Below are 21,101 nucleotides of genomic sequence, written 5' to 3' on the forward strand. Positions count from 1 at the left end.
GGGCCTGCCCGTGCGGGACGCCCAGCCCGCCGCCCCAGGACGGGGTACGGCAGCGCCCCCGGTGCCGGTGGGCACGGGGGGCGCTGCCGTCACGCTGTTACGGCTAGTCGATCCCGGGGAGGATGTGCGCTTCCGCCAGGTCGTCCTCGTACCCGGCCAGCCGGATGGGGGCGGACCGTGCCCAGACTTCGAGGCTTCCGAGTTCGTCGGACTTCGGCTTCGTCCGCGACCCCGTCCGCTCCACCAACGTCGGTTCGGGTTTCGTCATTTCAGTCACCGCGCACTCCTTTGTGTCGCGTAACCCGGCGGGCTGACCGCTCGCCGGGCAGGGATAAAAGGGTTTCCGGACGCGGTGGCGCCTTGGTGGAGCGTGGCCCTGATGGGGCCTTCTTGATGCCCCACAGTACACATATGAGCGGACCCCCGCTCGATGGAAAGGCAAAATCCGCGTCGCCCTTTTGGTTTCGCCGCGAGTTCAGCCGGTCGTCGGCCCGCGGGTGCGACAAGCATGGTCCGCCCGGCGGTGGGTGCGCGCGGGGACGGCGGAGGGAGCGGCAGGGGAAAGGGGCGGAGCACGCGGGTCCGAAGTGCCTTGCGCAGCAGGCGTTCCCGAGCTGATGGACCTGCTCCGCACCCCTCCCCGCCTGCCACCACGGCCCCGGAATGCGGACGGCGGCGCTGCCGCGGCGCACCCGCCCCCCGCGATGAGGCACCCCGGATCTCCGCTTTCACAGCGACCTCGGCGAACTGCTCCTTCCGGGTGACGCAGTGTCCACCTGCGGTCACGCAGACGGCCCGGGGCGACCGCTGCGCGCCGATCTCACGGCCGAGGCGGTCCGCCCGCTGTCGGGGGGACCGGGTGGCCCGGCTCGTGAGGTGGTGCGGACGGCCCGGGCCGTCAGGGGGTGCGGACGGCCCGGAACCGGCGCGGCGAGGACGCCGACGCCGCGGCGGCCCTGCGTCAGGCCCATGGAGGAGGCCGAAGCGGCCGGCCTGGACGCGGGGCGGGCTGGGGCCTTGCCGCCGGTGCGGGAACCGGTCGCGGCGGCGCCCGCCGGACCGCGGCGGCACACGACGGCCCCGTCCCCCACGGCGGTGTGCCGAGGGGGCCGGGGCCGGTCGGGCGGATCGGCAGGGGCGGGGCCTACCAGTTCGCGGGGGCGTAGTCCTTCAGGAAGACGCCGAACAGGTCCTCGCCCGCCTCGCCGCGGACGATCGGGTCGTAGACCCGCGCCGCGCCGTCGACGAGGTCGAGCGGGGCGTGGAAGCCCTCCTCGGCCAGGCGGATCTTGTCCGGGTGCGGGCGCTCGTCGGTGATCCAGCCGGTGTCGACGGCGGTCATCAGGATCTGGTCCTTCTGGAACATCTCCTGGGCGCTGGTGCGCGTCAGCATGTTCAGCGCGGCCTTCGCCATGTTGGTGTGCGGGTGTCCGGCGCCCTTGTAGCCGCGGCTGAAGACGCCCTCCATGGCGGAGACGTTGACGACGTACCGGCGGCCGGCTTCGGCCGCGGCCATCGCCGGGCGGAGCTTGCTGATCAGGATGAACGGCGCCGTGGAGTTGCACAGCTGCACTTCGAGCAGCTCGATCGGGTCCACCTCGGACACGGTCTGGATCCAGCTGTTCGTGTCGTGCAGGTCCGGGACGAGGCCGCCCGCGTCGATGGCGGTGCCGGCCGCGATCCGCTCCAGTGAGGCGGAACCGGAGACCAGCGCGAGCTCGGTGATGTCCTGGGCACTGAGCTTCTCGCCCTTGCCCGTGGGCAGGGCGGCGACGCGGTCGACGGTGCCGCTGCCGAAGGTGCCGATCACCTCGGCGGAGGGGAGCTCACCGGCCGGCAGGGGGGCGTTCTCGGCGGCGACGAGCTCGCTGTAGGCGCCCGGCGAGCGGCGGACGGTCTGCGCGGCGTTGTTGATCAGTATGTCGAGGGGGCCCTCTGCGGCCACCGAGTCGGCGAGCGCGACGACCTGGGCCGGGTCGCGCAGATCGATGCCGACGATCTTCAGGCGGTGCAGCCACTCGGGGCTGTCGGGCATGGCCTTGAAGCGGCGGATCGCGTCGTTGGGGAAGCGGGTGGTGATCGTGGTGTGCGCGCCGTCGCGCAGCAGCCGCAGCGCGATGTACATGCCGATCTTGGCGCGGCCGCCGGTGAGCAGGGCGCGGCGGCCGGTCAGGTCGGTCCGCGCGTCGCGGCGGGCCCGGTTGAAGGCGGCGCAGTCCTGGCACAACTGGTGGTAGAAGGCGTCGACCTCGACGTACCGGGTCTTGCAGATGTAGCAGGAGCGCGGGCGCTGGAGTATTCCGGCGATCGGGCCCTTGGTGGCGGCGGTCAGGGCGTTGCCCTGGGTCTCGTCATCGATCCGTTCGGCGGAACCGGTGGCGGTGGCCTCGGTGACGGCCTTGTCGTTGGCGGTCTTGGCGGCGCGGCGCTCCTGGCGGCGGCGCTGCTTGACCGTGCGGTAGAGACCGGCGGTGGCGCGGCGTACGGTGACGGCGTCGGGGTGGTCGACGTCGAGCTTGTCCAGCTCGTCGAGCACGCTCAGGCAGAGGGCCAGCCGCTCGGGGTCGATGCCCGGTCCGTAGGCGTGCTCCTGGGCGTGGCTGTCTTCGGTCACCGTCATGGCCGCTGCCGTTCCTTGATCACTCGTCCGCATCCGCCTGCTGCGGAAGTCCCCAAAAGGGAAACTGTACGGATCCCACGCGCCCGGGGCCAAACCCGATCTCCCCCGCCTCACCGACCGCGAGCGGAGCGTCACGGCACGCGTCCGGGCGGGCGCGGGGAGGGCCGCTGGGCATGCGGTCACGTGCGGCCGTGCGGACGCTCGCGCCGCACCTCGCCGGCGCCCCGCGGGCGTACTCCCGTACTACGCCCGGAGTACGACCGGTGACCGCCTGTGGACGGAGGAATAGCCACGTCGGGCCCGGCATTGTGGGATTCATGAGTGCACTGGCGCTGTCGGTCCTGCTCTGCATCGTGTCCGCCCTCGCGTACGCGGGTGGCGCGATCCTCCAGGAGCGGGTGGCGGCCCATACGCCGGACCGCCCGTACGCTCCGCTGCGCCGTGCCGGCTGGTGGGTTGCGGTGGGGCTCAACGGCCTCGGCGCGCTGCTGCACGCGGCGGCCCTGGCCTTCGGGCCGCTGAGCCTGGTCCAGCCGCTGGGCGCGCTCACCATCGTGTTCGCCCTGCCGATGGCCGCCGTCTTCGTACACCGGCGCGCCGGCGCGGCGGCCTGGCGCGGAGCGGGGCTGGCCAGCGTCGGCCTGGCCGGCTTGCTGGCCCTGACCGGCGGGGGCGGCCGGGGGCATCAGTCCCTGGCGGGCCGCGAGGAAACGCTGCTCCTCGCGGTGACCGGGGCGGCCGTCACGGTGCTGTTCCTGACGGCGCACCGGATGCGCCGTGCGGTACTGCGCAGCGTGGTACTGGCCGCGGCGGCCGGTATCGCCTTCGGCATGGCCTCGGTGTTCACCAAATCGGTGACCGGCGCCGTCTCACCAGGGGCTCCGGGGGTCCTGGGGCCAGGTCTCGTGGCGATCGCGGTCCTGGCCTGCGCCGGGCTGCTGCTCTCGCAGGCCGCCTACCGGGGCGCGGGGCTGACCGCGCCGCTGGCCACGGTGACGGTGGTCAATCCCGTGGTCGCGGCGGCGATCGGCATCTCGCTGTTCGGGGAGGGGTTCCGGTTCGGGACGGCCGGCGCGGCGGCGGCCGTGAGCAGCGCCGTCCTGACGGCGACCGGGCTGATCCTGCTCACCGCCGTGCCGTCGCACGTGCGGGGGTCAGATGTCGACCCCGTGGCCGCGGAGGTACTTGAGCGGGTCGATGTCGGAGCCGTAGCCGGGGCCGGTGCGCATCTCGAAGTGCAGGTGCGGCCCGGTGGTGTTCCCCGTCGAGCCCGACCGTCCGATCCGCTGACCTCCGGAGACCTGCTGGCCGGCCTTGACCGAGAGCGCCGAGAGGTGGGCGTACTGGGAGTAGCGGCCGTCGTTGTGCCGGATGACGACCTGGTAGCCGTACGCACCGGCCCAGCCGGCGGAGACCACCGAGCCGGGCCCGACGGACTTGACGGTGGTCCCTGTCGCCACCGGGAAGTCGACGCCGGTGTGGTAGCCGCTGGACCAGGAGGATCCCGAGACGCGGTAGCGAGTGCCGAGGGAGCCGTCGACGGGGGCCGTGAAGCCGACCGAGGCCTGCTGCTGCTGCGTTGACGCGGACGGCGCGGCCGGTTTTTCGGCAGGCTTCTCCGCGGGCTTCTCGGCCGGCTTGGGCGCGGGCTTCGGCGGGGCCGGGGCGGGCTTCTCCGCGGCGGGCTCCACCGGCTTGACGGGCTCGGCGGTGCGGGGCGGCTTCTCCGGGTTCTGCGCGGGCGGCGCCGCGGTGATCCGCAGGGTGAGCCGCTGCCCGGGGAAGATCAGGTCCGGGTCGGCTCCCACGGTGGAGCGGTTGGTCTCGTAGAGCGCCTGCCAGCCGCCCTCGACGTGCTGGTCGGTGGCGATGGCCGAGAGCGAATCGCCGGGCGCGACGACGTACGGGTTCGGCAGGACGGAGGTCCCGGTCGGGCGGGGGGCGGTGGCCTGTGGGCTGGCCGCCGCGGGCTGCGCGGGCCGGACCTGGGTCCGGACCTGCGTCTGGACCTTGACGCCCTGACCCTGGCCCTTGCCCTGGCCCTGGCCCTGGACACCGTGACCCTGGCCCTGCTGCCCGGCGGCGGGCGCCGGTCCGCTGCGGCTCAGTCCGGCGCGCTTGCCGCACTGCGGCCAGGCCTGCGGACCCTGCCCCTTCAGGACCTTCTCCGCGACGGCGATCTGCTGGTCCTTGGTCGCCAGGTCCGCGCGGGCGGCGTAGGCGCCGCCGCCGAAGGCCCGCCAGGTGCTCTGGCTGAACTGGAGGCCGCCGAAGTAGCCGTTGCCCGTGTTGACGTGCCAGTTGTTCGTGGACTCGCAGGCGGCCACCTTGTCCCAGGTGTCCACCGAGGCGGCGTGCGCGGCTCCGGCTCCCATGAGAGGGAGCGCGATCCCGGCGCCACCGGCGGTGACGGCGAGCGAGGCCCGGTTGATGCTGCTCGGCTGATACCGGCGGTGCCGGCCCCGTACGCGCATGGGAGCCCCCATTGAAGACATCAGGAAGCGCACAACCTAACGGCACGATCGGGGCATGACAAGGGGCGCAACCCAGGGCCCTAGAGCGGAATTTGACGCTCCATCGACGCGGGAGAGACCGGCGGCGGGCCGTGTCGGGGTAGCGTCGGTGCTCCCCGCACATCGACGCACGCAGGAGCGCACGCATGAGCACCAGCACAGCCCAGATCGGCGTCACCGGGCTCGCGGTCATGGGCAGCAACCTCGCCCGCAACTTCGCCCGCAACGGTTACACCGTGGCCGTCCACAACCGCACCGCCTCGAAGACCCGGGCGCTCGTGCAGGAGTTCGGTCACGAGGGCACCTTCGTGGCAGCAGAGTCGGCGAAGGAGTTCGTCGACGCGCTGGAGCGCCCCCGCCGTCTCGTCATCATGGTGAAGGCCGGGGATCCGACCGACGCCGTGATCCGCGAATTCGCCCAGCTCCTGGAGGAGGGCGACGTCATCATCGACGGCGGGAACGCACACTTCGAGGACACGCGGCGCCGCGAGAAGGAGCTGCGCGAGCAGGGCATCCACTTCGTGGGCGCGGGCATCTCGGGCGGCGAGGAGGGGGCACTGCTCGGCCCGAGCATCATGCCCGGCGGCTCGAAGGAGTCGTACGCGTCGCTCGGTCCGATGCTGGAGAAGATCGCGGCGAAGGCCGCCGACGGCACCCCGTGCACCTCGCACATGGGGCCGGACGGTGCCGGACACTTCGTCAAGATGGTGCACAACGGCATCGAGTACGCCGACATGCAGCTCATCGCCGAGGCGTACCACCTGCTGCGCGAGGTCGCCGGCTACTCCCCCGAAAAGATCGCGGACACTTTCCGGTCCTGGAACCGGGGACGCCTGGACTCGTACCTGATCGAGATCACGGCCGAGGTACTGGCCCACACGGACGCCGCCACGGGCCGGCCGTTCGTGGACGTGGTGGCCGACGCCGCGGAGCAGAAGGGCACCGGCCGCTGGACGGTGCAGATCGCCCTGGACCTGGGAGTCCCGGTGTCGGGGATCGCGGAGGCCGTCTTCGCCCGCGCCGTGTCGGGCCACGGTGACCTGCGCGCGGCCTCGCGCGGGCTCGCCGGGCCGTCCGCCGCGGCGCTCTCGACGCAGGAGGCGGACGCTTTCGCCGCCCAGGTCGAGGAGGCCCTGTACGCCTCGAAGATCGTCTCCTACACGCAGGGCTTCCACCAGATCCAGGCCGGCAGCCAGGAGTACGACTGGGGGATCGACCTGGGGGCGGTGTCCTCGCTGTGGCGCGGCGGCTGCATCATCCGGGCCGCGTTCCTGGACCGGATCCGGGCGGCGTACGACGCGCAGCCCGAGCTGGTGAGCCTGCTGGCGGACGCGGACTTCGCGGCCGAGATCGGGGCGGCCCAGGACGGCTGGCGGTCGGTGATCGCGGCCGCGGTCCGCCAGGGCATCCCGGTGCCTGCCTTCTCCGCGTCGCTGGCGTACTACGACGCCCTGCGGGCGGAGCGGCTGCCGGCGGCCCTCACGCAGGGGCAGCGCGACTTCTTCGGCGCGCACACCTACCGGCGCACCGACCGCGAGGGCTCTTTCCACACGCTCTGGAGCCGCGACCGCTCCGAGATCCGTACGGACTGACCGGCCGGCCCGCGCCCCGCATCGGTGCGGGGGGGGCGGGCCGCGCCCGGCCGCGCATACCGGCGGCGGGACCGTCCCGGCATACGGAGGGATGCAGTCAGCTCAGGGGCCCAGTCCGCTCAGGGGACAGGGCCGCGCCCGGGTGCGCCTGGCTGACCACGCGGGGGCAAACCGCCTCCGGCATACCGCGCCGCGGAACCGCCGCGGCATACGGAGGCCCCGGCGTACGGAGGGTGTGGAGCGGGGTGGTCAGCTCAGGGGGCCGGGCTGCGGGATCGGCGCGGGTCCCGGGGGCGCCGGGACCGGATCCGGCTCGGGTACCGGGGCCGGTACGGGCGGTGCCGGCTGCGGACCGGGGTCCGGGAAGGGGGTGGGCGCCGGAACCGGGTCGGGGCCGGGGACCGGCGGCTGCGTCTGCTCTGCGTTTCGTACCATGCCCCCCGCCTTCCCCCGATCGCACGGGGTACGCCCGCCCTACCGGGCCAGGGCCAGGCCCGCCGCCAGGCCGGGAGCCGGGCTGGCCAGCACTGGGATCCGGGTCGTCACCAGATTCGCGGCGCCGGCCATGGATACCTGGGCCAGCACGATGACGTCCGCACCGGTGACCGCGTCGGCGGCGTCGGCCACGCGAGCCAGGCACCCGGCGGTATCTCCCGCGGCGAAGCGCTCCCAGGCCCCGGCGACGAGGTGCGTACGGACCACCAGCGGCGCCCCGCCCGCCTCCTCGGCCAGCAGGTCCGCGGTCGGGGCGAAGGTCGACTCCAGGGCGGCCAGTACGGCGATCCGCCGCCCGGCGCGCACGGCCGCGGCCGCCATGGGCCGGTCCACCCGCAGCACCGGCGCGCCGTGCTCGGCGGCCAGGCTCTCCGCGACCGCCCCGATCGTCGAGCAGGTGACCAGGACGGGTACCGGTCCGGCCTCCGACAGGAGCCCGCGCAGGTCGCCGGCGACCGACTCCGGGCCCGCGGCGCGCGCTCGCTCCAGCAGGTCCGGAACCACCAGGTGCCGCAGGACGGCGCCCGGGTGGTTGCGGTCCCGCAGGGCGTCGAAAACCGGGACGTGCGCGGGCGAGGTGTGCAGGAGGACGAGGCCGGGAGCGCTCACCCCCGGCCCCGGTGGCGGGCGCGCTGCGCCTCGGCCGCGGCCACGACCCCGGCCGGCGCCTCGGGCGCCCGGTCGGGGTGTTTGGCGGCCCAGCTCGCCGCATACGGACAGAGCGGAACCACGGGCACGTCCTCGGCGGCGGCGATGGCGTAGAAGGTCTCCACCAGCCGCCCGGCGATGCCGCGGCCCTCGTGGCCCGGCTCGACGACGGTGTGCACGGCCACCAGGGCGTGCGGCGGCTCGTCGAGCACGAAGTAGGCGATGTGCCCCACCGCCGTCCCGGCCTCGACCGCCAGCAGCCTGCCGGTCTTCCGGTCGTCCTCGAACCCGATCTCCGCGCCCGGACCCGCACCCTGCGCCATGGTTCCGACTCCCCTCAGACGGCCACGGCGTGGGGGCTGCGCTCCTGGTCCGTACCGGGCACGGGCGCGGAGGGATCCGCGCCCAGCTCCACGATCCGGTTGTCCGCGTCCACGTGCACGACGCGCGGCCGCAGTGTCCGCGCCTCGGCGTCCTCGACCTGCGCGTAACTGATGAGGATGACCAGGTCGCCGGGGTGCACGAGGTGCGCGGCGGCTCCGTTGATCCCGATGACCCCGGAACCGCGCTCCCCCTCGATGACGTAGGTCTCCAGGCGGGCCCCGTTGGTGATGTCCACGATGTGGACGAGCTCTCCGGGCAGCAGGTCCGCCGCGTCCAGCAGATCGGCGTCGATGGTGACGGACCCGACGTAGTGCAGGTCGGCCTGGGTGACGGTGGCCCGGTGGATCTTGGACTTGAACATGGTGCGAAGCATGGAAACACTCCCGATTCGTCTGCTCCCTGCCTGCTTCACGCAGGTCAAGGGCGGTCTCCGGAGCTTACAATGATTCGCATGTTCGGTCAGCTTTCTCCAGGTCTTTCAGGACTCATGCTGACCGTTTGCCGACAAGGACGCGAACGGCTGGGCCCCGACCTCCTGCTCGCCCTCGCCACCGGCGGCGGGCGGCGCCTGGTGTGTGGCGGCAGCGCGGCCAGAGCCGCCCTGAAGCACCTGACCGACCGCGGCCGCGCCCTCCCGCGACGGCAGTGCCGGCGGCCGAGTGGACGGGGAGCCAGGCACGTACGCCAAGTGCGCGACGACAGTGCACCACCGGCGAACCGATCGACGTAGCCACGGACGAGATGGTCACGTCCGCCACCGACACCTCCCTTCCCCCAGCCGTCCCCCTCATCCTTGCCCGCAGCTTCGTCTCCGGGCACGTGGACGACCTGGACATGAAACGATTCCACATCCCACAGCATGGGAACTGAGCATGGTGAATGACGACGAGTACCGCCGAGAGCTGGACTATCTCAGCCAGTACGCACACGACGACTGGCTCGGTTTCTCGGTCGTCAGCGGAGCCGTGGGGAGTTTGCTCGGACGGGGCGCCACGTTCGAGGAACAGCTGGGACTGCTCCTACGGATCGTCGCCGATCTGTACGGCGCCGGGGCCCGACCGGGAGACCTGACGGAGTCGGAACAGGACCCCTTCCTGCCATGGAATTCGGACAGGGCCGGGACTTTGGCGCGCGTCGCAGCGGAGGTCCATGCGCATTCCCGGTTGCCCGACTCCGGTGACATCTGCTGGTTCACAGTGCCGTGAGGCATGTCACGGTCGTGACTGACGTTCTGAGAACCAGGCGACAGCGCCAGGCTGTCCTGTGGATGGCGATCAGGAGCGAGTGCATCCGCGGACGACCCATCGCCACCAGAGCCGAAGCGAACTTCGCGCTCGTGAGTGGATGGGCGGCGGCGTTGGCCGAGCAACGAGGAACTACGCCAAGGGGTCCACACCGAACCGCTCTACTGGTCCGGACGCCCCCCCAACGCAGTTTCAACCTGTGCCGCCTGAGGGGAGCCTTCGGTACCCGGGCAAGTACGGCAGCGGCTCCCCGTCATCCCGCAGAGGAGAGCGCGGGGAGTGCGGGGCGCGACTGGCCGCACTTGACCCTCGACCTTGTCGAGGGCCCAGAGTCACCGATGTGGAGAACGACATGCGCAGCATCGGGGAGATGGCCCGGGACGGCGGACTGAGCGTGAGCGCGCTGCGGTTCTACGACCGCGCCGGTGTGCTGGTCCCCGCCTGGGTGGACCCGGTCAGCGGCTACCGCTGGTACGAGCCCGAGCAGTTGGAGGAGGCCCGGCTGCTGGCCCGGCTGCGCCGGGCGGGCATGCCGCTGGCCGACATCCGGCTCGTGCTGGCCGGCTGGGCCGGCGCGGACACGGACCTGGTGCGGGGTCTGCTTCGGGCTCACCTGCGCCGTCTCGAGCTGGGGCTGTCCGACGCCCGCAGCGAGTTCTCCACGCTCCGAGCGCTACTCGACCACAGGGAGACAGACCCCATGAGCTCACTCCACACCGCCACCGCCCGGTTGTCCATCCTCGCGCCGGAGCTGGCAGCCGCGCTGGACGCGGTGCGTTTCGCCGCCGGGAACGACGCGGAGTTGCCGATGCTCGGCGGGATCCTGTTCGACGCCGAGGGGGAGGAACTCCACCTCGTGGCCACCGACCGCTACCGAATGGCTGTCGCACGAGCACGCACCATCGGACACGGCGGGCCCCGGACGCAGGTCGTCGTACCGCTTCCGCTCGCCGACGCGATGCGGGCGCTACTGACCGGCGAAGAGCCGGTGGAGCTCTCGCTGGACCGTGACCGCGTGACGCTGGAGACCGAGGACCGGCAGACGGCCGGCCGGAGCCTCGGCCACGAGTTCCCCGATTATCGCCGCCTCGTCCACCTCCCGGCCGGTCACCGCGCCCACGTTGATACATCGGTCTTTCGCCAGGCCCTGGAGACCGGTCCGGTCCGCCCGAGCGCAACACGGGAACAGGACGCCGAGCCTCACGACCTCAGTGTGCTCAGGGTGGCGGAGAACGGGACCGTGGTCGTCTGCGACGACGGTGACGACGACCGGAACAACGTGGCAGTCAACCGGGCGTTCCTGCTGGACGCGCTCGCCGCCGGAGGCCGGGACGAGCTGATCCTGGAGCTGGGCGCGCCCACGGCGCCGCTCGTGATCCGCAGGCCCGACGACGAAGGCGCCTTCTCACTCCTGATGCCGGTCCGCTTGGAGAGCTAGCTTCCATACCGGTCGAAGTGGCCTCGTCCGCAACCGCTGCCCTCAGCCGCGCGGCGGGGCAGAGGGCACTTCGTACCGTACGAGTGACCTCGCGAAGGGCTCGCCGCTGCGCCGGGCGTACGTCATCCGTTCGCGGACCTCGCTCAGGGTGCGGGGACGGTAACCGGGCCCGCCACAACAACTCTTGCGGAAGCGGACGCCGGCGTGCAGCAGCACGGACAGCGTCCGCCAGGCGGCGACGTCCCGGCGCCGGGGTGCGGCGAAGGCGGAGCCCACATGGATAAGCGGCTGCGCGCAGCGGGGACAGATCCGCGTCTGCCTGTCCCTGTCGTCGTAGGGCTGCTTGTACGAGGCCCTGCAGGGCAGGCAGACGTACGAGGTCTTCGCATGAGCCATGTCGCCAGGGTAGGCGTCGCCCGGGCGGAGATCGAAGGGGTTTCGGTTGCGGGTCGGGTGTGGACGCCTGTAGGCCGGCGTATCCGTTCAGCGCCGTCCGCGTGGGACATGCGTGCGCCTGCCCGACGAGGTTCTTCTCGTCTGCCCAAACCATGAGCCGCCGGCCTCACTCACTACCCCTCGTCTTCCGGGCGCCCCGTTTCGTGACGTTCTTGATCTGGTCATGCCTTCTTGCCGGACGCCAGCCGTAGGCTCTTGTTGGAGAGCAAGGGGAGACGGTGAGACGATGATTGACTACCGCAAGACAATCGTTCCGGTGTGGACGCTGGCGACCGGTGACGTCCGGGTGTCCGCATTCGGCGGAGACGAGCCGATGACGGCCGAGCGCCTGGCTGAACTGCGCGGTGTGCTGGCCTGCCTGGCCGACCAACCCATCGCCACACTTGAGGTACATCCGCTACCCGACGAACTCGACCGCAGCCGAGGTATCCCACTCGATGCCGTAAGTCCCCTGGCACAGCACCTGTCCCAGCTCATCACGCAGTCAGCGCGGAGTTCCCCTGTGGCGGCCAAGGCGACCGCTGCCGGCGAAGGTCTGTATCGCATGGTGGTTCCGGCGAAGGTTGCCGCCCAGTTCGGTCAGGGCATCGTTCGCCCGATGGCGGCGAAGGGGGCGGACGGTGGCATTCACAGTGCGCTCATGAACGCAACGGGCATCGCCGCCCAGGCGAAGTTCATTCCGGTCGGTACAGCGGCAGCAGCAGGCGCAGTCGGCGGAGCCGGTGCGACAGCCGGCGTCGCGGTCGCCGGCAGCGCGGCGCTCACCGTGGCCGCGCCGCTCGTGCTCATGGCCGTAGCGGTGGGGGTGAGCGCGAACGCCGACTCCAAGCGCCAGCAAGCCATCGAACACATCACGGAACTGCTTGAGCAACTGCACGAAGACAAGCTCGATGAGGAACACAGCGAACTCGACGGCTGCCGCGATGCCATCGACAAAGCCACCGCCATTCTGCTCGACCAGGGCAAGCTCGGTATCTCGCTGGGACTGGACTCGGCAGTGCATGCCATCAACACGGCGCTGGGTGCCGCTGACCGCCGCCTTGCCCGGTGGCAGCGCGCACTCGACAAGCTGCCCGACGGCAAGGCCGTCGACATCGACACGCTGACCAAGTCGTTCCCCGGCGTCGACGACCACGGCGGCAGGTTCCGAGCCCACCTCGAACTCGCCGCTTTGGCCCTTGCGTTGAAGCGGCGGGTCGTCGTCTTGCAGGCCGTCGAGCATGCCCAGAGCGACCCCGACAACTTGTTCGAGAACTTCGCCCGCGCACTCAAGGCCGACCAGCAGCGCCTCGACAAACTGGAGTCAGGCATCGCCAGTGTCCTGATACGCCTGTCGGCGCTGGAGCTGGCTCGCCCGAACGGTTTGCGGCCCGTCTTCACGACCGGTGAAGTCGATCGCCTGATGCGCGTGGCACACCGGATTCACAGGCTGGGTGACGACGTCGTGGTCAACAACCCTGCGACAGACGTGGCGATCGAGATGGCCCGCGACAAGGACGGCTCGGTGGTCGTGTTCCCCGCGCTGCCCGCACAGGCATAGGCGCGTCCGCACTCGCTCGGTGAGTCGCGCGACTATCTGCGCAGGACGTGCGACGAGGGGTGGGTCATCAACCTGTCGCCGGAGGGGCAACGGTCGGAGAAGTTCGCCCAGCTGCGGGAGGTGAGTCTGGATGACGGGGGCTGGCGGGACGCGCATGCGCGAGGGGTGCGGCCGCGCGAGCCCGGCGGGACGGGGCGCCGCGCCCGTGGACACGGTGCCGAGGAAGGACGCCACCGCGCTCAGGCGAGCCGTCAGCTAGAGGCCGCGTGGTTCACCCAGGGCAAGCAACTGGCCTGACCCGGCGACGGCGGTGAGCCCTGCCGTGGAGACTCTGCCCGGCAGGTGGGCCGGACGCTGGGCTATTACGTCCCGCGAGCCCGATGGTCGGTATGCGGCGGGGCGTGCCCGTGGATGGGGATCTCTGCCCAGACCGTCTTCGTGTACGCGTCGCGGGCCGTGCATCCCCACCGGTCCGCGTACGCCTGGACGAGGAGCAGTCCGCGGCCCGAGGTCTCGTCGGCGGATGGTGATGTAGCGAGCAGTGGCGGGCGTTCGGGGCGGGTGTCCGTGACCTCGACGCGAAGGCGGTCGGGCAGGAGGTACAGCCCCAGCCGGAAGTCCCGACCGGGGAGGCGGCCGTGGCGGACCGCGTTGGACGCCAGCTCGGCCGTGACGAGGGCGACGGCACAGACCGGGTCGGAGTCGTACGGGAGGGCCGTCCACTCGGTGAACTGCTGCACGGCGAGGTGGCGGGCGAGGCGGGCACCTCGTCTGGTGCTGCTGAACCACAGGGTCAGTTGGCGGGCCGGAGCGTGAGCCGAATGGGCCTCATGTGTCGGTTGATGGTGGGTCACGGTTTCAGCGTGGCGGGGTGAATGGTCGGCTGACCAGGTACGACGGCCGTACGTCGTCATCGTCGTACGGCGCGGGCGGCCGGCTGTGGGTTCGGTTGTACGGGGCTTGTACGGGCGTTGTACGGGTCCGGCGCGTGTCCCGGTTGCCGCGCGTCGCGTTGGACATGGACCGGTGGCGAGCGCGGCCGTGGGCGGGGCGCGGAGCGGGATGGGAAGGGCGTGGGACTGTGAGGACGGTACGGGACGTACGGGACGGGGCGACGGGGCGGGGCACGAAGCCCAAGGACGAGGAGGCCGATGTTCCGGGCGTGTGGTCGGCCTACGGGGTGCTGTTGCAGTACCTGCGGAAGCGGGCCGGGCTGAACCAGCAGCAACTCGGGGAGGCCATCGGCTACTCACTGGAGCAGGTTGCCTCGGTGGAGCAGGGTCGGCGGCCGGCCAAGGCGGCGTTCACGGCGGCGGCGGAGCGGGCGCTGGAGGCGGGCGGGGTTCTGGAGGCACTCCAGGGGGAGGTCGATCGGGCGAAGTTGCCACGGTTCTTCAGGAACTTCGCGCTCTTCGAGGCGGAGGCCGTGAGTCGCTTTTCCTACGATCCGCTGCTCGTGCCCGGGCTGTTGCAGACGGAGGCGTACGCGCGGGTTTTGTTCGCTGGCCACTGCCCGCCGCTGAGCGCGGAGATCACCGACCAACACACAGAGGCGCGGCTGAGTCGGCAGAAGCTGCTGACCCGGGTGCCCCTCGCGGAGCTGTCCTTCATCATCGCGGAGGAGGCGCTACGGAATCCTGTGGGCGACACGGAGGTCATGCGCGGACAGTGGCAACACCTGTTGGAGGTGAACGCCTTGCGGAACGTGGAGGTTCAGGTCATGCCTGCCGCGAGCGGCTTCCACTCCGGTCTGAACGGCTCGTTCGTGGTGCTGGAGACCAAGGAGCACCGGCACCTCGGCTACATCGAGTCGCAGGAAGTCGGGTGCGTCGTGCCTGATCCCGCAGAGGTCAGCGCCTTCGGGTTGCGGTATGGCAAGCTGCGATCGCAGGCTCTGAACGGCGTCGAGTCTGCGCGGCTCATCGAACGGCTGGTGGGAGAGACATGAGCGTGGAGCAGGTATCCGAAAACGCTGGCGGGCTGCACTGGTTCAAGAGCAGTTACAGCGGGTCGGGCGGCGGCGACTGCGTCGAGGTGGCCGCCGGTCCGGACGCCGTGTACGTACGGGACTCGAAGGCCGTGGGTGGTGGGCCGGTGCTGCGGGTCGGCCGGGGCGAGTGGGCCGCCTTCGTGGCACGCGCGGTGGGGTAGGGCCGCCGAGTACGGCTTTCGAGCGGAACGACCTGCTCGTTCACGTCACCTGGGGTGACGTGAACGAGCCCGTTGTCATGCCGACGGCTCAGAACAGGGCGCCCTCAGCGCCCTCACCGAAATCCGCCCCACCTAGCGCAGCGCGCTGCTCCGTGCGCTTGCGAGCCGGCTGTCGCGGTCACGCAAGGCGGGCCGCCGCATCCGCGGCTGACCGCTCGGGCACGGGGTTGGTGCGCTACATGGGTGATCGACTTGCGGCAGGCGGGCTGACCAGCTGACCTCCTCCGGCGGGCTGCCGGCCCACACCACGGCCCCACCACGGCCCCCGAACGGCCCCCACCCCGGCCCCCACCACCGTTCCGGCTTGTCCCCGGGGTTCTCAGGACCCGCTCGGGCCGTTGCCGGACCCCGGGCCCAGGGCCGCGCCGCCGGCCGGTCCGTGTTCCCCGTCTGCGAGCCGGTCGACGAGGACGACCGCCACGTCGTCCGACAGGCGGCCCTGCGTGTGGCGCAGCAGGGCCTGGGACAGGTCCTCCAGGAACGCCTGGCGGGTGTGGTCGCGCATGGCCGCCATGGCCTCGGGCAGGTCGAAGAAGGCACCGTCCCGGTCGCGTGCCTCGATGACGCCGTCGGTGCACAGCAGCAGCCGGTCCCCCGGTGCGAAGGGATGGCTGTCGGCCCGCCCGGGAGGTCCGCCGATGAATTCCTCGAGACCGAGCGGCGGCAGGGGGGTGGTGGGCATCAGGGACCGGACGACGCCGTCGTGCAGCAGCAGCGGTGGCGGATGGCCCCGGTTGATCACTTCGAGGCGGGGGGCCGGGCCCGGTGGCGGGCCGCCGGGGACCTGGGCCACGAGAGCGGTGACGAACCCTTCGAGGAGGGCGTCGTCGCTGTCGGCCACGCCCGCGATGACGGCGTCCCGCCGCAGGGCCGCTCCGCAGTGGTTGATGACCTCCACCAGGTCGTCCTCGTAGTGCACGGCTTCCCGGAACGCACCGAGCACGACCGCGGCGGCCCGTACGGCGGGCAGGCCCTTGCCCCGGACATCGCCGACGATCATCCGGACCCCGTACCGGGTCTGGACCACGTCGTACAGATCGCCGCCGATCTGCGCGCCCGCCTCGGCGGCCAGGTACAGGCTGGCCGCCCGTAGGGGGCCCAGCCGGTCCGGCACCGGCCGCAGCAGGACCTCCTGCGTGGCCGTGGCGATCCGGCGGATCCGGTTGAGCTCGTTCTCCCGGCGGGTGCGGGCGGCGCCGCTCGTCATGAAGCTCGCCACCGAGACCAGGAACAGGGCGAGGAAGTTCGTGTAGACCTGTCGGCCACCCCAGGCATGGTTGGAGGTGGCGGTGATCACGCTGACTCCCACGGCCGCTGCCGTCGCGGCGAGCGTGCCTCTGGGGCCCGTCGTCACCGCCGCCAGAGCGGGGGTCGCGACCAGCAGGGGTCCGGTGTACACGACGTGCGCGGGCGTGAGCTCGACGAGGAGCACCAGCAGGGCGACCGCGTAGGGCAGGCACTGGGCGAGGGTGAAAAGGACCTGGTGGTGGCCGCCGGCTCCCGGTCCCGGGGTCGAGCGCGAAGGCGCTCTCATGAGTACAGCCTGCCTCGCACGGACGCATGGACGCCACCGCGGTCCGCTCCGCCCGGCGAGCGGCGCTCCCCGCTGCCGACGACCCGCAGAGGTTAGACCATGGAGTATGGGCGACTTCCTGGGAGATCTCCGGCGCAGGCTGCTCGGCTCGGCCACGAGCTCCCCCTCTCCCCCTCGGCGTCCCCGCCGAGGACGCCCCCAGGGGCCTCGGGAGCGCGCCCGGCGCCCGGGGGCCGGGGCCGGGCGGCCGCAGCGTCTGTCCTCCCTGCTGAGCGTGCGCAGCGTGGCCGGCGAGGTGTTCCTCCTGCAGCTGGCCGTGGTGATGCTCCTCGTCGCCGCCGCGGTGGTCGCGCTCGTGGTGCAGGCCCGGAGCGCCGCCATGCTGGACGCCCGGCACCGTACGCTCGCCGCCGCCGGCACGTTCGCCGAATCCCCGGGAATCGTCGCGGCGCTGCGCAGCCCCCATCCGAGCGCGGTGCTGCAGCCGCGCGCGCAGGCAGCCCGGAAGATCGCCGAGGTCGACGGCATCAACGTGTACTCCCTCGACGGGGTCACCCTCACCCACCGTGATCCACGACAGATCGGGAAGCGCGTCGTGGGCCCTTTCTCCAAGGCGGCGGCCGGCAAGTCCTTCACCGAGACGTTCCAGGGGTCCCTGGGCCGGTCCGTGGTCTCGGTGGTCCCCGTCAAGGACCCCGCCGGCCGTGTCATCGCCGTCGTCTCCTCCCCGGTCACGGTCCAGAACGTGCAGAACATGGTGAACCGGCAGCTGCCGGTCGTCCTCGGCAGCGCGGCCGCGGTGCTCGCCCTGTCCGCGGGCGGGACGGCCCTGGTGAGCCGTCGGCTGCTGCGGCGGACCCATGGCCTGGGACCGGCCGAGATGACGAGGATGTACGAGCACCACGATGCGGTGCTGCACGCGGTGCGAGAGGGCGTACTGATCGTCGGCAGCGGGGGACGGCTGCTGCTGGCCAACGACGAGGCGCGGCGGCTGCTGGACCTGCCGGCGGACGCGGAAGGGCTCCCCGTCGCGGACCTCGGCCTGGAGGAGGCGATCGCCGGTCCGATCGCCTCCGGCCGCCCCGCGACCGACGAGCTGCACATGGCGGCCGATCGGCTGCTCGCGCTGAACATCCGGCCCACCGCCCCCTACGGGCCGGCCGGGACCGTCGTCACGCTGCGGGACACGACCGAGCTGCGGGCGCTGTCCGGCCGGGCCGAAGTGGCCCGCGAGCGGTTGAAGTTGCTCTACGACGCGGGGGTCCAGGTCGGCACGACGCTGAACGTGGAGCGCACCGCGGAGGAACTGGCACAGGTGGCGGTCCCACGGTTCGCCGACGTGGTGACGGTCGACCTCCTGGACCCGGTGCTGCGCGGCGAGGAGCCTCCCGAAGCGAGCACCGAGATGCGCCGGACCGCGGTCGTCGGCCTCCGGGGCGATCACCCGCTGTCCCCCGTCGGCGAGCTGATCCGTTTCGCACCCACCGGTCCCGTGGCGGCCGGGCTGGCCGGCGGGCGGGCGGTCCTGGAGGCGGACCTGCGCGCCACCCACCGCTGGCGGGCCCAGCACCAGGCCAACGCCCTGCAGATCCTGGACCGCGGCATCCACTCCCTGATCGTCGTGCCCCTGCGGGCCCGCGGCGTGGTGCTGGGCATGGCCGGCTACTGGCGCGGGCAGGACTCCCCGGCGTTCGACGAGGAGGACGTGTCCTTCGCCGAGGAGCTGACCGCCCGGGCGGCGCTGTCCGTCGACAACGCCCGCCGCTACACCCGCGAGCACCACATGGCCGTCACGTTGCAGCGCAGTCTGCTGCCCCGGGGCGTACCGGAGCAGTCCGCCGTCGAGGTCGCGCACCGGTATCTGGCCGCGCAGGCGGGGGTGGGCGGTGACTGGTTCGATGTCATCCCGCTGCCCGGCGCCCGGGTGGCGCTGGTGGTCGGGGACGTCGTGGGCCACGGTCTGCACGCGGCCGCCACCATGGGCCGCATGCGCACCGCCGTGTACAACTTCTCCACCCTCGACCTGCCCCCGGACGAGCTGCTGAGCCACCTGGACGAGCTGGTCGCGCACATCGACACCGACGAGCAGGAGTGGCAGGGGATCACCGGGGCGACCTGCCTGTGCGCCATCTACGATCCCGTTTCGGGGCAGGTGACCGCGGCCACCGCCGGGCATCCGGGACCCGCTCTGGTCGACCCCGACGGAACCGTGTCCTTCCCCGAGGTGCCGGTTTCCCCGCCGCTGGGCCTGGGCGCGGGTCTGCCCATGGAGACCATGACCCTCACCCTGCCGGAAGGCTCCCGGCTGGCACTGTTCACCGACGGGCTGATCGAGAGCCGGGACCGCGATCCGGACGCGGGCCTGGCAGCGCTGCGCGCCGCCCTGGCCGGGCCCGCCCGCACCCCGGAGGAAACCTGCACCGTGGTGATCGAGGCGATGCTGCCCGCCAGACCGAGCGACGACGTCGCGCTGCTGGTGGCCCGCACCCGCCGGCTGGACCCCGCCCGGATCGCCGAGTGGGAGGTGCCCCCCGATCCGGCGGCGGTGTCTCCGGTGCGCAACGCCTGCGCCCGCCGCCTGGCCGACTGGGGCCTGGAGGACATCGCCTTCACCACGGAACTCATCCTCAGCGAGCTGATAACCAACGCCATCCGCCACGGCACCGAGCCCATCCGGGTGAGGCTGCTGTACGACCGCAGCCTGGTCTGCGAGGTCTCCGACGGCTCCAGCACCTCCCCGCACCTGCGCCGGGCCGAGGCCACCGACGAGGGCGGCCGCGGCCTGTTCCTCGTCGCGCAGTTCGCCGAGCGCTGGGGCACCCGCTACACCGACCGCGGCAAGATCATCTGGAGCGAGCAGGCACTCCAGGACGGGGCCGCACCGCCCTCGATGGATCTCGGGGAGGCGCTCCTGGCCGGGTGGGACGACGAGGGGTTCTGAGACGCACCGGTACGGCAGCCGCGGGAAGACGGCGGACACCACCGTCCGGGACTGCGCTGCCGGGGCCGCCGAACGTACGCTGGCTTCGATCTGTACGCGAACGCCCGTTATGGAGCCTTTGTGTCCGCACCCCGCATCCGGACAGCCTCCGTCGCCGCCTGCCTGGCCCTCGCGGCGGGGGCCCTCGGTGCCTGCGGAGACGAACCCGCCCCCGCGCCCAGAGCGCCCGCCGTGGCCACCTCAGCCGCGGACGCCGGCGGCACGGCGGCTCTGGCCGCGGCAGCGAAGAAGGAGGGCACGCTCAACACGATCGCGCTGCCGCGCGACTGGGCCGGCTACGGCGCACTGATCGACGGCTTCGAGAAGAAGTACGGGATCAAGGTGCTGGTGGAGGACCCGGAAGGTACCAGCCAGGGCGAGATCAACGCCCTGAAGGAGCACCGGGGAGCAGGCCGCGCCCCCGACGTGATCGACGTGGGCAGGTCGTTCGCCCAGTCCGCGGCCCGCGAGGGCCTGCTCGCTCCGTACAAGGTCGCCGCGTACGACGCGATCCCCAGGGAACAGAAGGACCCCCGGGCCCGCTGGTCCAACAACTACGGCGGCTACATCTCGATCGGCTGCGACGCCCACCGCGTCAAGACCTGCCCTTCGACCTTCGCCGATCTGCGCAGGCCCGAGTACAAGGGCCAGGTCGCCCTCAACGGCGACCCCACCCGATCCGAATCCGCCTTCGCCGGAGTGTACGGCGCGGCGTTGGCGAACGGTGGTTCCTTCGACGACATCCAGCCCGGCATCGACTTCTTCGCCGAGCTCGGCAAGAGCGGCAACTTCATCCCGGTCGAATCCTCACCGGCCACGATCACGAAGGGCCGCACCCCGATCAGCATCGACTGGGACTTCCTGAACCTCGGGTACGCCGAGGAGTTCCGCGAGCAGGGGTCGGACGTCGACTGGCGGACGGCCATCCCCTTCGACGGCAGCTTCGCCGAGTACTACGCGAGCGGGGTGAACAAGGACGCCCCGCACCCCGCCGCGGCACGTCTGTGGCAGGAGTACGCCTTCAGCCCGGAAGGGCAGAACATCCGGCTCGCCGCCTATGCGCGCCCCGTCCTCATGGAAGCCATGGAGAAGGACGGCACCCTCGACAAGATGGCCGCGGAGAAACTGCCGACGGTCGAGGGCACGCCGACGTTTCCGACGGAGGCACAGACGGAGAAGGCGAGGGAGACCGTCAACCGCGGCTGGGCCGAGGCCGTCCCGGGCTGAGGGCCGGGGGGTGGTCCCGGCTCCCCTGCGGCGCTCCGCATGCCAGGTCGGCGGGGGTCTCCCGGGCACACGGGGACCGGGCGCAGGGGCCGTGCGGCGCACGGTACGCGGGCGCGGCAAAATACCACCCTTTCGGGGCCCGGTCCGGTTGTTTATCCGATGGTGATGGTCCCCCTCCCCGGGCACCGGCCCTGGCACTAGCGTCCCGTGGCACCCCGG

Annotated in this window: 17 protein-coding genes and 1 pseudogene; 9 read left to right on the forward strand and 9 right to left on the reverse strand. The window is 72.0% G+C overall.

The annotated features are described in order from the left end of the window. Positions 1 to 103: 103 nt before the first annotated feature. Positions 104 to 277, reverse strand: a complete 174-nt coding sequence (locus AMK16_RS36130) for a hypothetical protein (RefSeq protein WP_158071202.1) — start codon at positions 275 to 277, stop codon at positions 104 to 106. Positions 278 to 1,144: 867 nt separating this feature from the next. Next, entirely contained in the window at positions 1,145 to 2,620 is a 1,476-nt protein-coding gene (locus tag AMK16_RS04140) for an SDR family oxidoreductase (protein WP_073908630.1), read from the reverse strand. 317 nt (positions 2,621 to 2,937) lie between these two features. Between AMK16_RS04140 and AMK16_RS36545 the strand changes: the two are divergent. Continuing rightward, a pseudogene (locus tag AMK16_RS36545) lies at positions 2,938 to 3,750 on the forward strand (DMT family transporter); the annotation flags it as partial. A 24-nt stretch (positions 3,751 to 3,774) separates the two neighbouring features. Here AMK16_RS36545 and AMK16_RS04145 read toward each other — a convergent pair. Further along, a complete protein-coding gene (locus AMK16_RS04145) occupies positions 3,775 to 5,094 on the reverse strand; it encodes a transglycosylase family protein (protein WP_073908633.1) in 1,320 nt (439 codons plus the stop codon). 185 nt (positions 5,095 to 5,279) lie between these two features. Here AMK16_RS04145 and gndA point away from each other — a divergent pair, with 185 nt between their 5' ends. Further along, entirely contained in the window at positions 5,280 to 6,725 is a 1,446-nt protein-coding gene (gene gndA, locus AMK16_RS04150) for an NADP-dependent phosphogluconate dehydrogenase (protein ID WP_073908636.1), read from the forward strand. Between the two features lie 474 nt (positions 6,726 to 7,199). Here gndA and AMK16_RS04160 read toward each other — a convergent pair whose 3' ends face one another. The 3 genes from AMK16_RS04160 to panD are packed head-to-tail and all read right to left on the reverse strand — an operon-like array spanning position 7,200 to position 8,625. After that, entirely contained in the window at positions 7,200 to 7,829 is a 630-nt protein-coding gene (locus tag AMK16_RS04160; protein WP_073908642.1) for an aspartate/glutamate racemase family protein, read from the reverse strand. Beyond that, positions 7,826 to 8,191, reverse strand: coding sequence for a GNAT family N-acetyltransferase (locus AMK16_RS04165; protein ID WP_073908645.1), 366 nt, complete (start codon positions 8,189 to 8,191; stop codon positions 7,826 to 7,828). The genes AMK16_RS04160 and AMK16_RS04165 overlap by 4 nt, the downstream gene beginning before the upstream one ends. A gap of 14 nt (positions 8,192 to 8,205) precedes the next feature. Continuing rightward, the gene (panD, locus tag AMK16_RS04170; RefSeq protein WP_073908649.1) at positions 8,206 to 8,625 is read right to left on the reverse strand and encodes an aspartate 1-decarboxylase; all 420 of its coding nucleotides are present in this window, start codon (positions 8,623 to 8,625) and stop codon (positions 8,206 to 8,208) included. Positions 8,626 to 9,124: 499 nt separating this feature from the next. On the opposite strand from panD, the gene AMK16_RS04175 reads away from it, so the two are divergent. Together AMK16_RS04175 and AMK16_RS04180 are read left to right on the forward strand one after the other, a co-directional pair. Further along, positions 9,125 to 9,457, forward strand: coding sequence for a hypothetical protein (locus AMK16_RS04175; protein ID WP_073908652.1), 333 nt, complete (start codon positions 9,125 to 9,127; stop codon positions 9,455 to 9,457). 391 nt (positions 9,458 to 9,848) lie between these two features. Next, a complete protein-coding gene (locus tag AMK16_RS04180) occupies positions 9,849 to 10,934 on the forward strand; it encodes a DNA polymerase III subunit beta family protein (protein WP_073908655.1) in 1,086 nt (361 codons plus the stop codon). Between the two features lie 42 nt (positions 10,935 to 10,976). On the opposite strand, the gene AMK16_RS04185 is transcribed toward AMK16_RS04180, so the two are convergent. After that, positions 10,977 to 11,330: a deoxyxylulose-5-phosphate synthase gene (locus tag AMK16_RS04185; RefSeq protein ID WP_073908657.1), complete on the reverse strand. Its 354-nt coding sequence runs from the start codon at positions 11,328 to 11,330 to the stop codon at positions 10,977 to 10,979. A gap of 286 nt (positions 11,331 to 11,616) precedes the next feature. Between AMK16_RS04185 and AMK16_RS04190 the strand changes: the two genes are divergently transcribed. Continuing rightward, the gene (locus AMK16_RS04190) at positions 11,617 to 12,930 is read left to right on the forward strand and encodes a hypothetical protein (protein ID WP_073908660.1); all 1,314 of its coding nucleotides are present in this window, start codon (positions 11,617 to 11,619) and stop codon (positions 12,928 to 12,930) included. A gap of 362 nt (positions 12,931 to 13,292) precedes the next feature. Here AMK16_RS04190 and AMK16_RS34105 read toward each other — a convergent pair whose 3' ends face one another. Continuing rightward, positions 13,293 to 13,784 (reverse strand): ATP-binding protein, encoded by a 492-nt coding sequence (locus AMK16_RS34105; protein WP_242438565.1) that lies wholly within the window; start codon positions 13,782 to 13,784, stop codon positions 13,293 to 13,295. Between the two features lie 308 nt (positions 13,785 to 14,092). On the opposite strand from AMK16_RS34105, the gene AMK16_RS04200 reads away from it, so the two are divergent. Both AMK16_RS04200 and AMK16_RS04205 read left to right on the forward strand, forming a co-directional pair. Next, positions 14,093 to 14,878, forward strand: a complete 786-nt coding sequence (locus tag AMK16_RS04200) for a helix-turn-helix domain-containing protein (protein WP_242438566.1) — start codon at positions 14,093 to 14,095, stop codon at positions 14,876 to 14,878. Then, a complete protein-coding gene (locus AMK16_RS04205) occupies positions 14,875 to 15,081 on the forward strand; it encodes a DUF397 domain-containing protein (protein WP_073908665.1) in 207 nt (68 codons plus the stop codon). The genes AMK16_RS04200 and AMK16_RS04205 overlap by 4 nt, the downstream gene beginning before the upstream one ends. Positions 15,082 to 15,460: 379 nt before the next feature. Here the strand turns inward: AMK16_RS04205 and AMK16_RS04210 are convergent, their stop codons facing one another. Then, positions 15,461 to 16,675, reverse strand: coding sequence for a PP2C family protein-serine/threonine phosphatase (locus AMK16_RS04210; RefSeq protein ID WP_073908668.1), 1,215 nt, complete (start codon positions 16,673 to 16,675; stop codon positions 15,461 to 15,463). A 274-nt stretch (positions 16,676 to 16,949) separates the two neighbouring features. On the opposite strand from AMK16_RS04210, the gene AMK16_RS04215 reads away from it, so the two are divergent. Both AMK16_RS04215 and AMK16_RS04220 read left to right on the forward strand, forming a co-directional pair. Further along, the gene (locus AMK16_RS04215; RefSeq protein WP_073908670.1) at positions 16,950 to 19,616 is read left to right on the forward strand and encodes a SpoIIE family protein phosphatase/ATP-binding protein; all 2,667 of its coding nucleotides are present in this window, start codon (positions 16,950 to 16,952) and stop codon (positions 19,614 to 19,616) included. A 120-nt stretch (positions 19,617 to 19,736) separates the two neighbouring features. Then, complete coding sequence (locus AMK16_RS04220) at positions 19,737 to 20,882, forward strand: ABC transporter substrate-binding protein (RefSeq protein ID WP_073908673.1); 1,146 nt, start codon at positions 19,737 to 19,739, stop codon at positions 20,880 to 20,882. Positions 20,883 to 21,101 lie beyond the last annotated feature (219 nt).

This window comes from Streptomyces sp. CB00455 (assembly GCF_001905445.1).
Classification (GTDB): domain Bacteria; phylum Actinomycetota; class Actinomycetes; order Streptomycetales; family Streptomycetaceae; genus Streptomyces.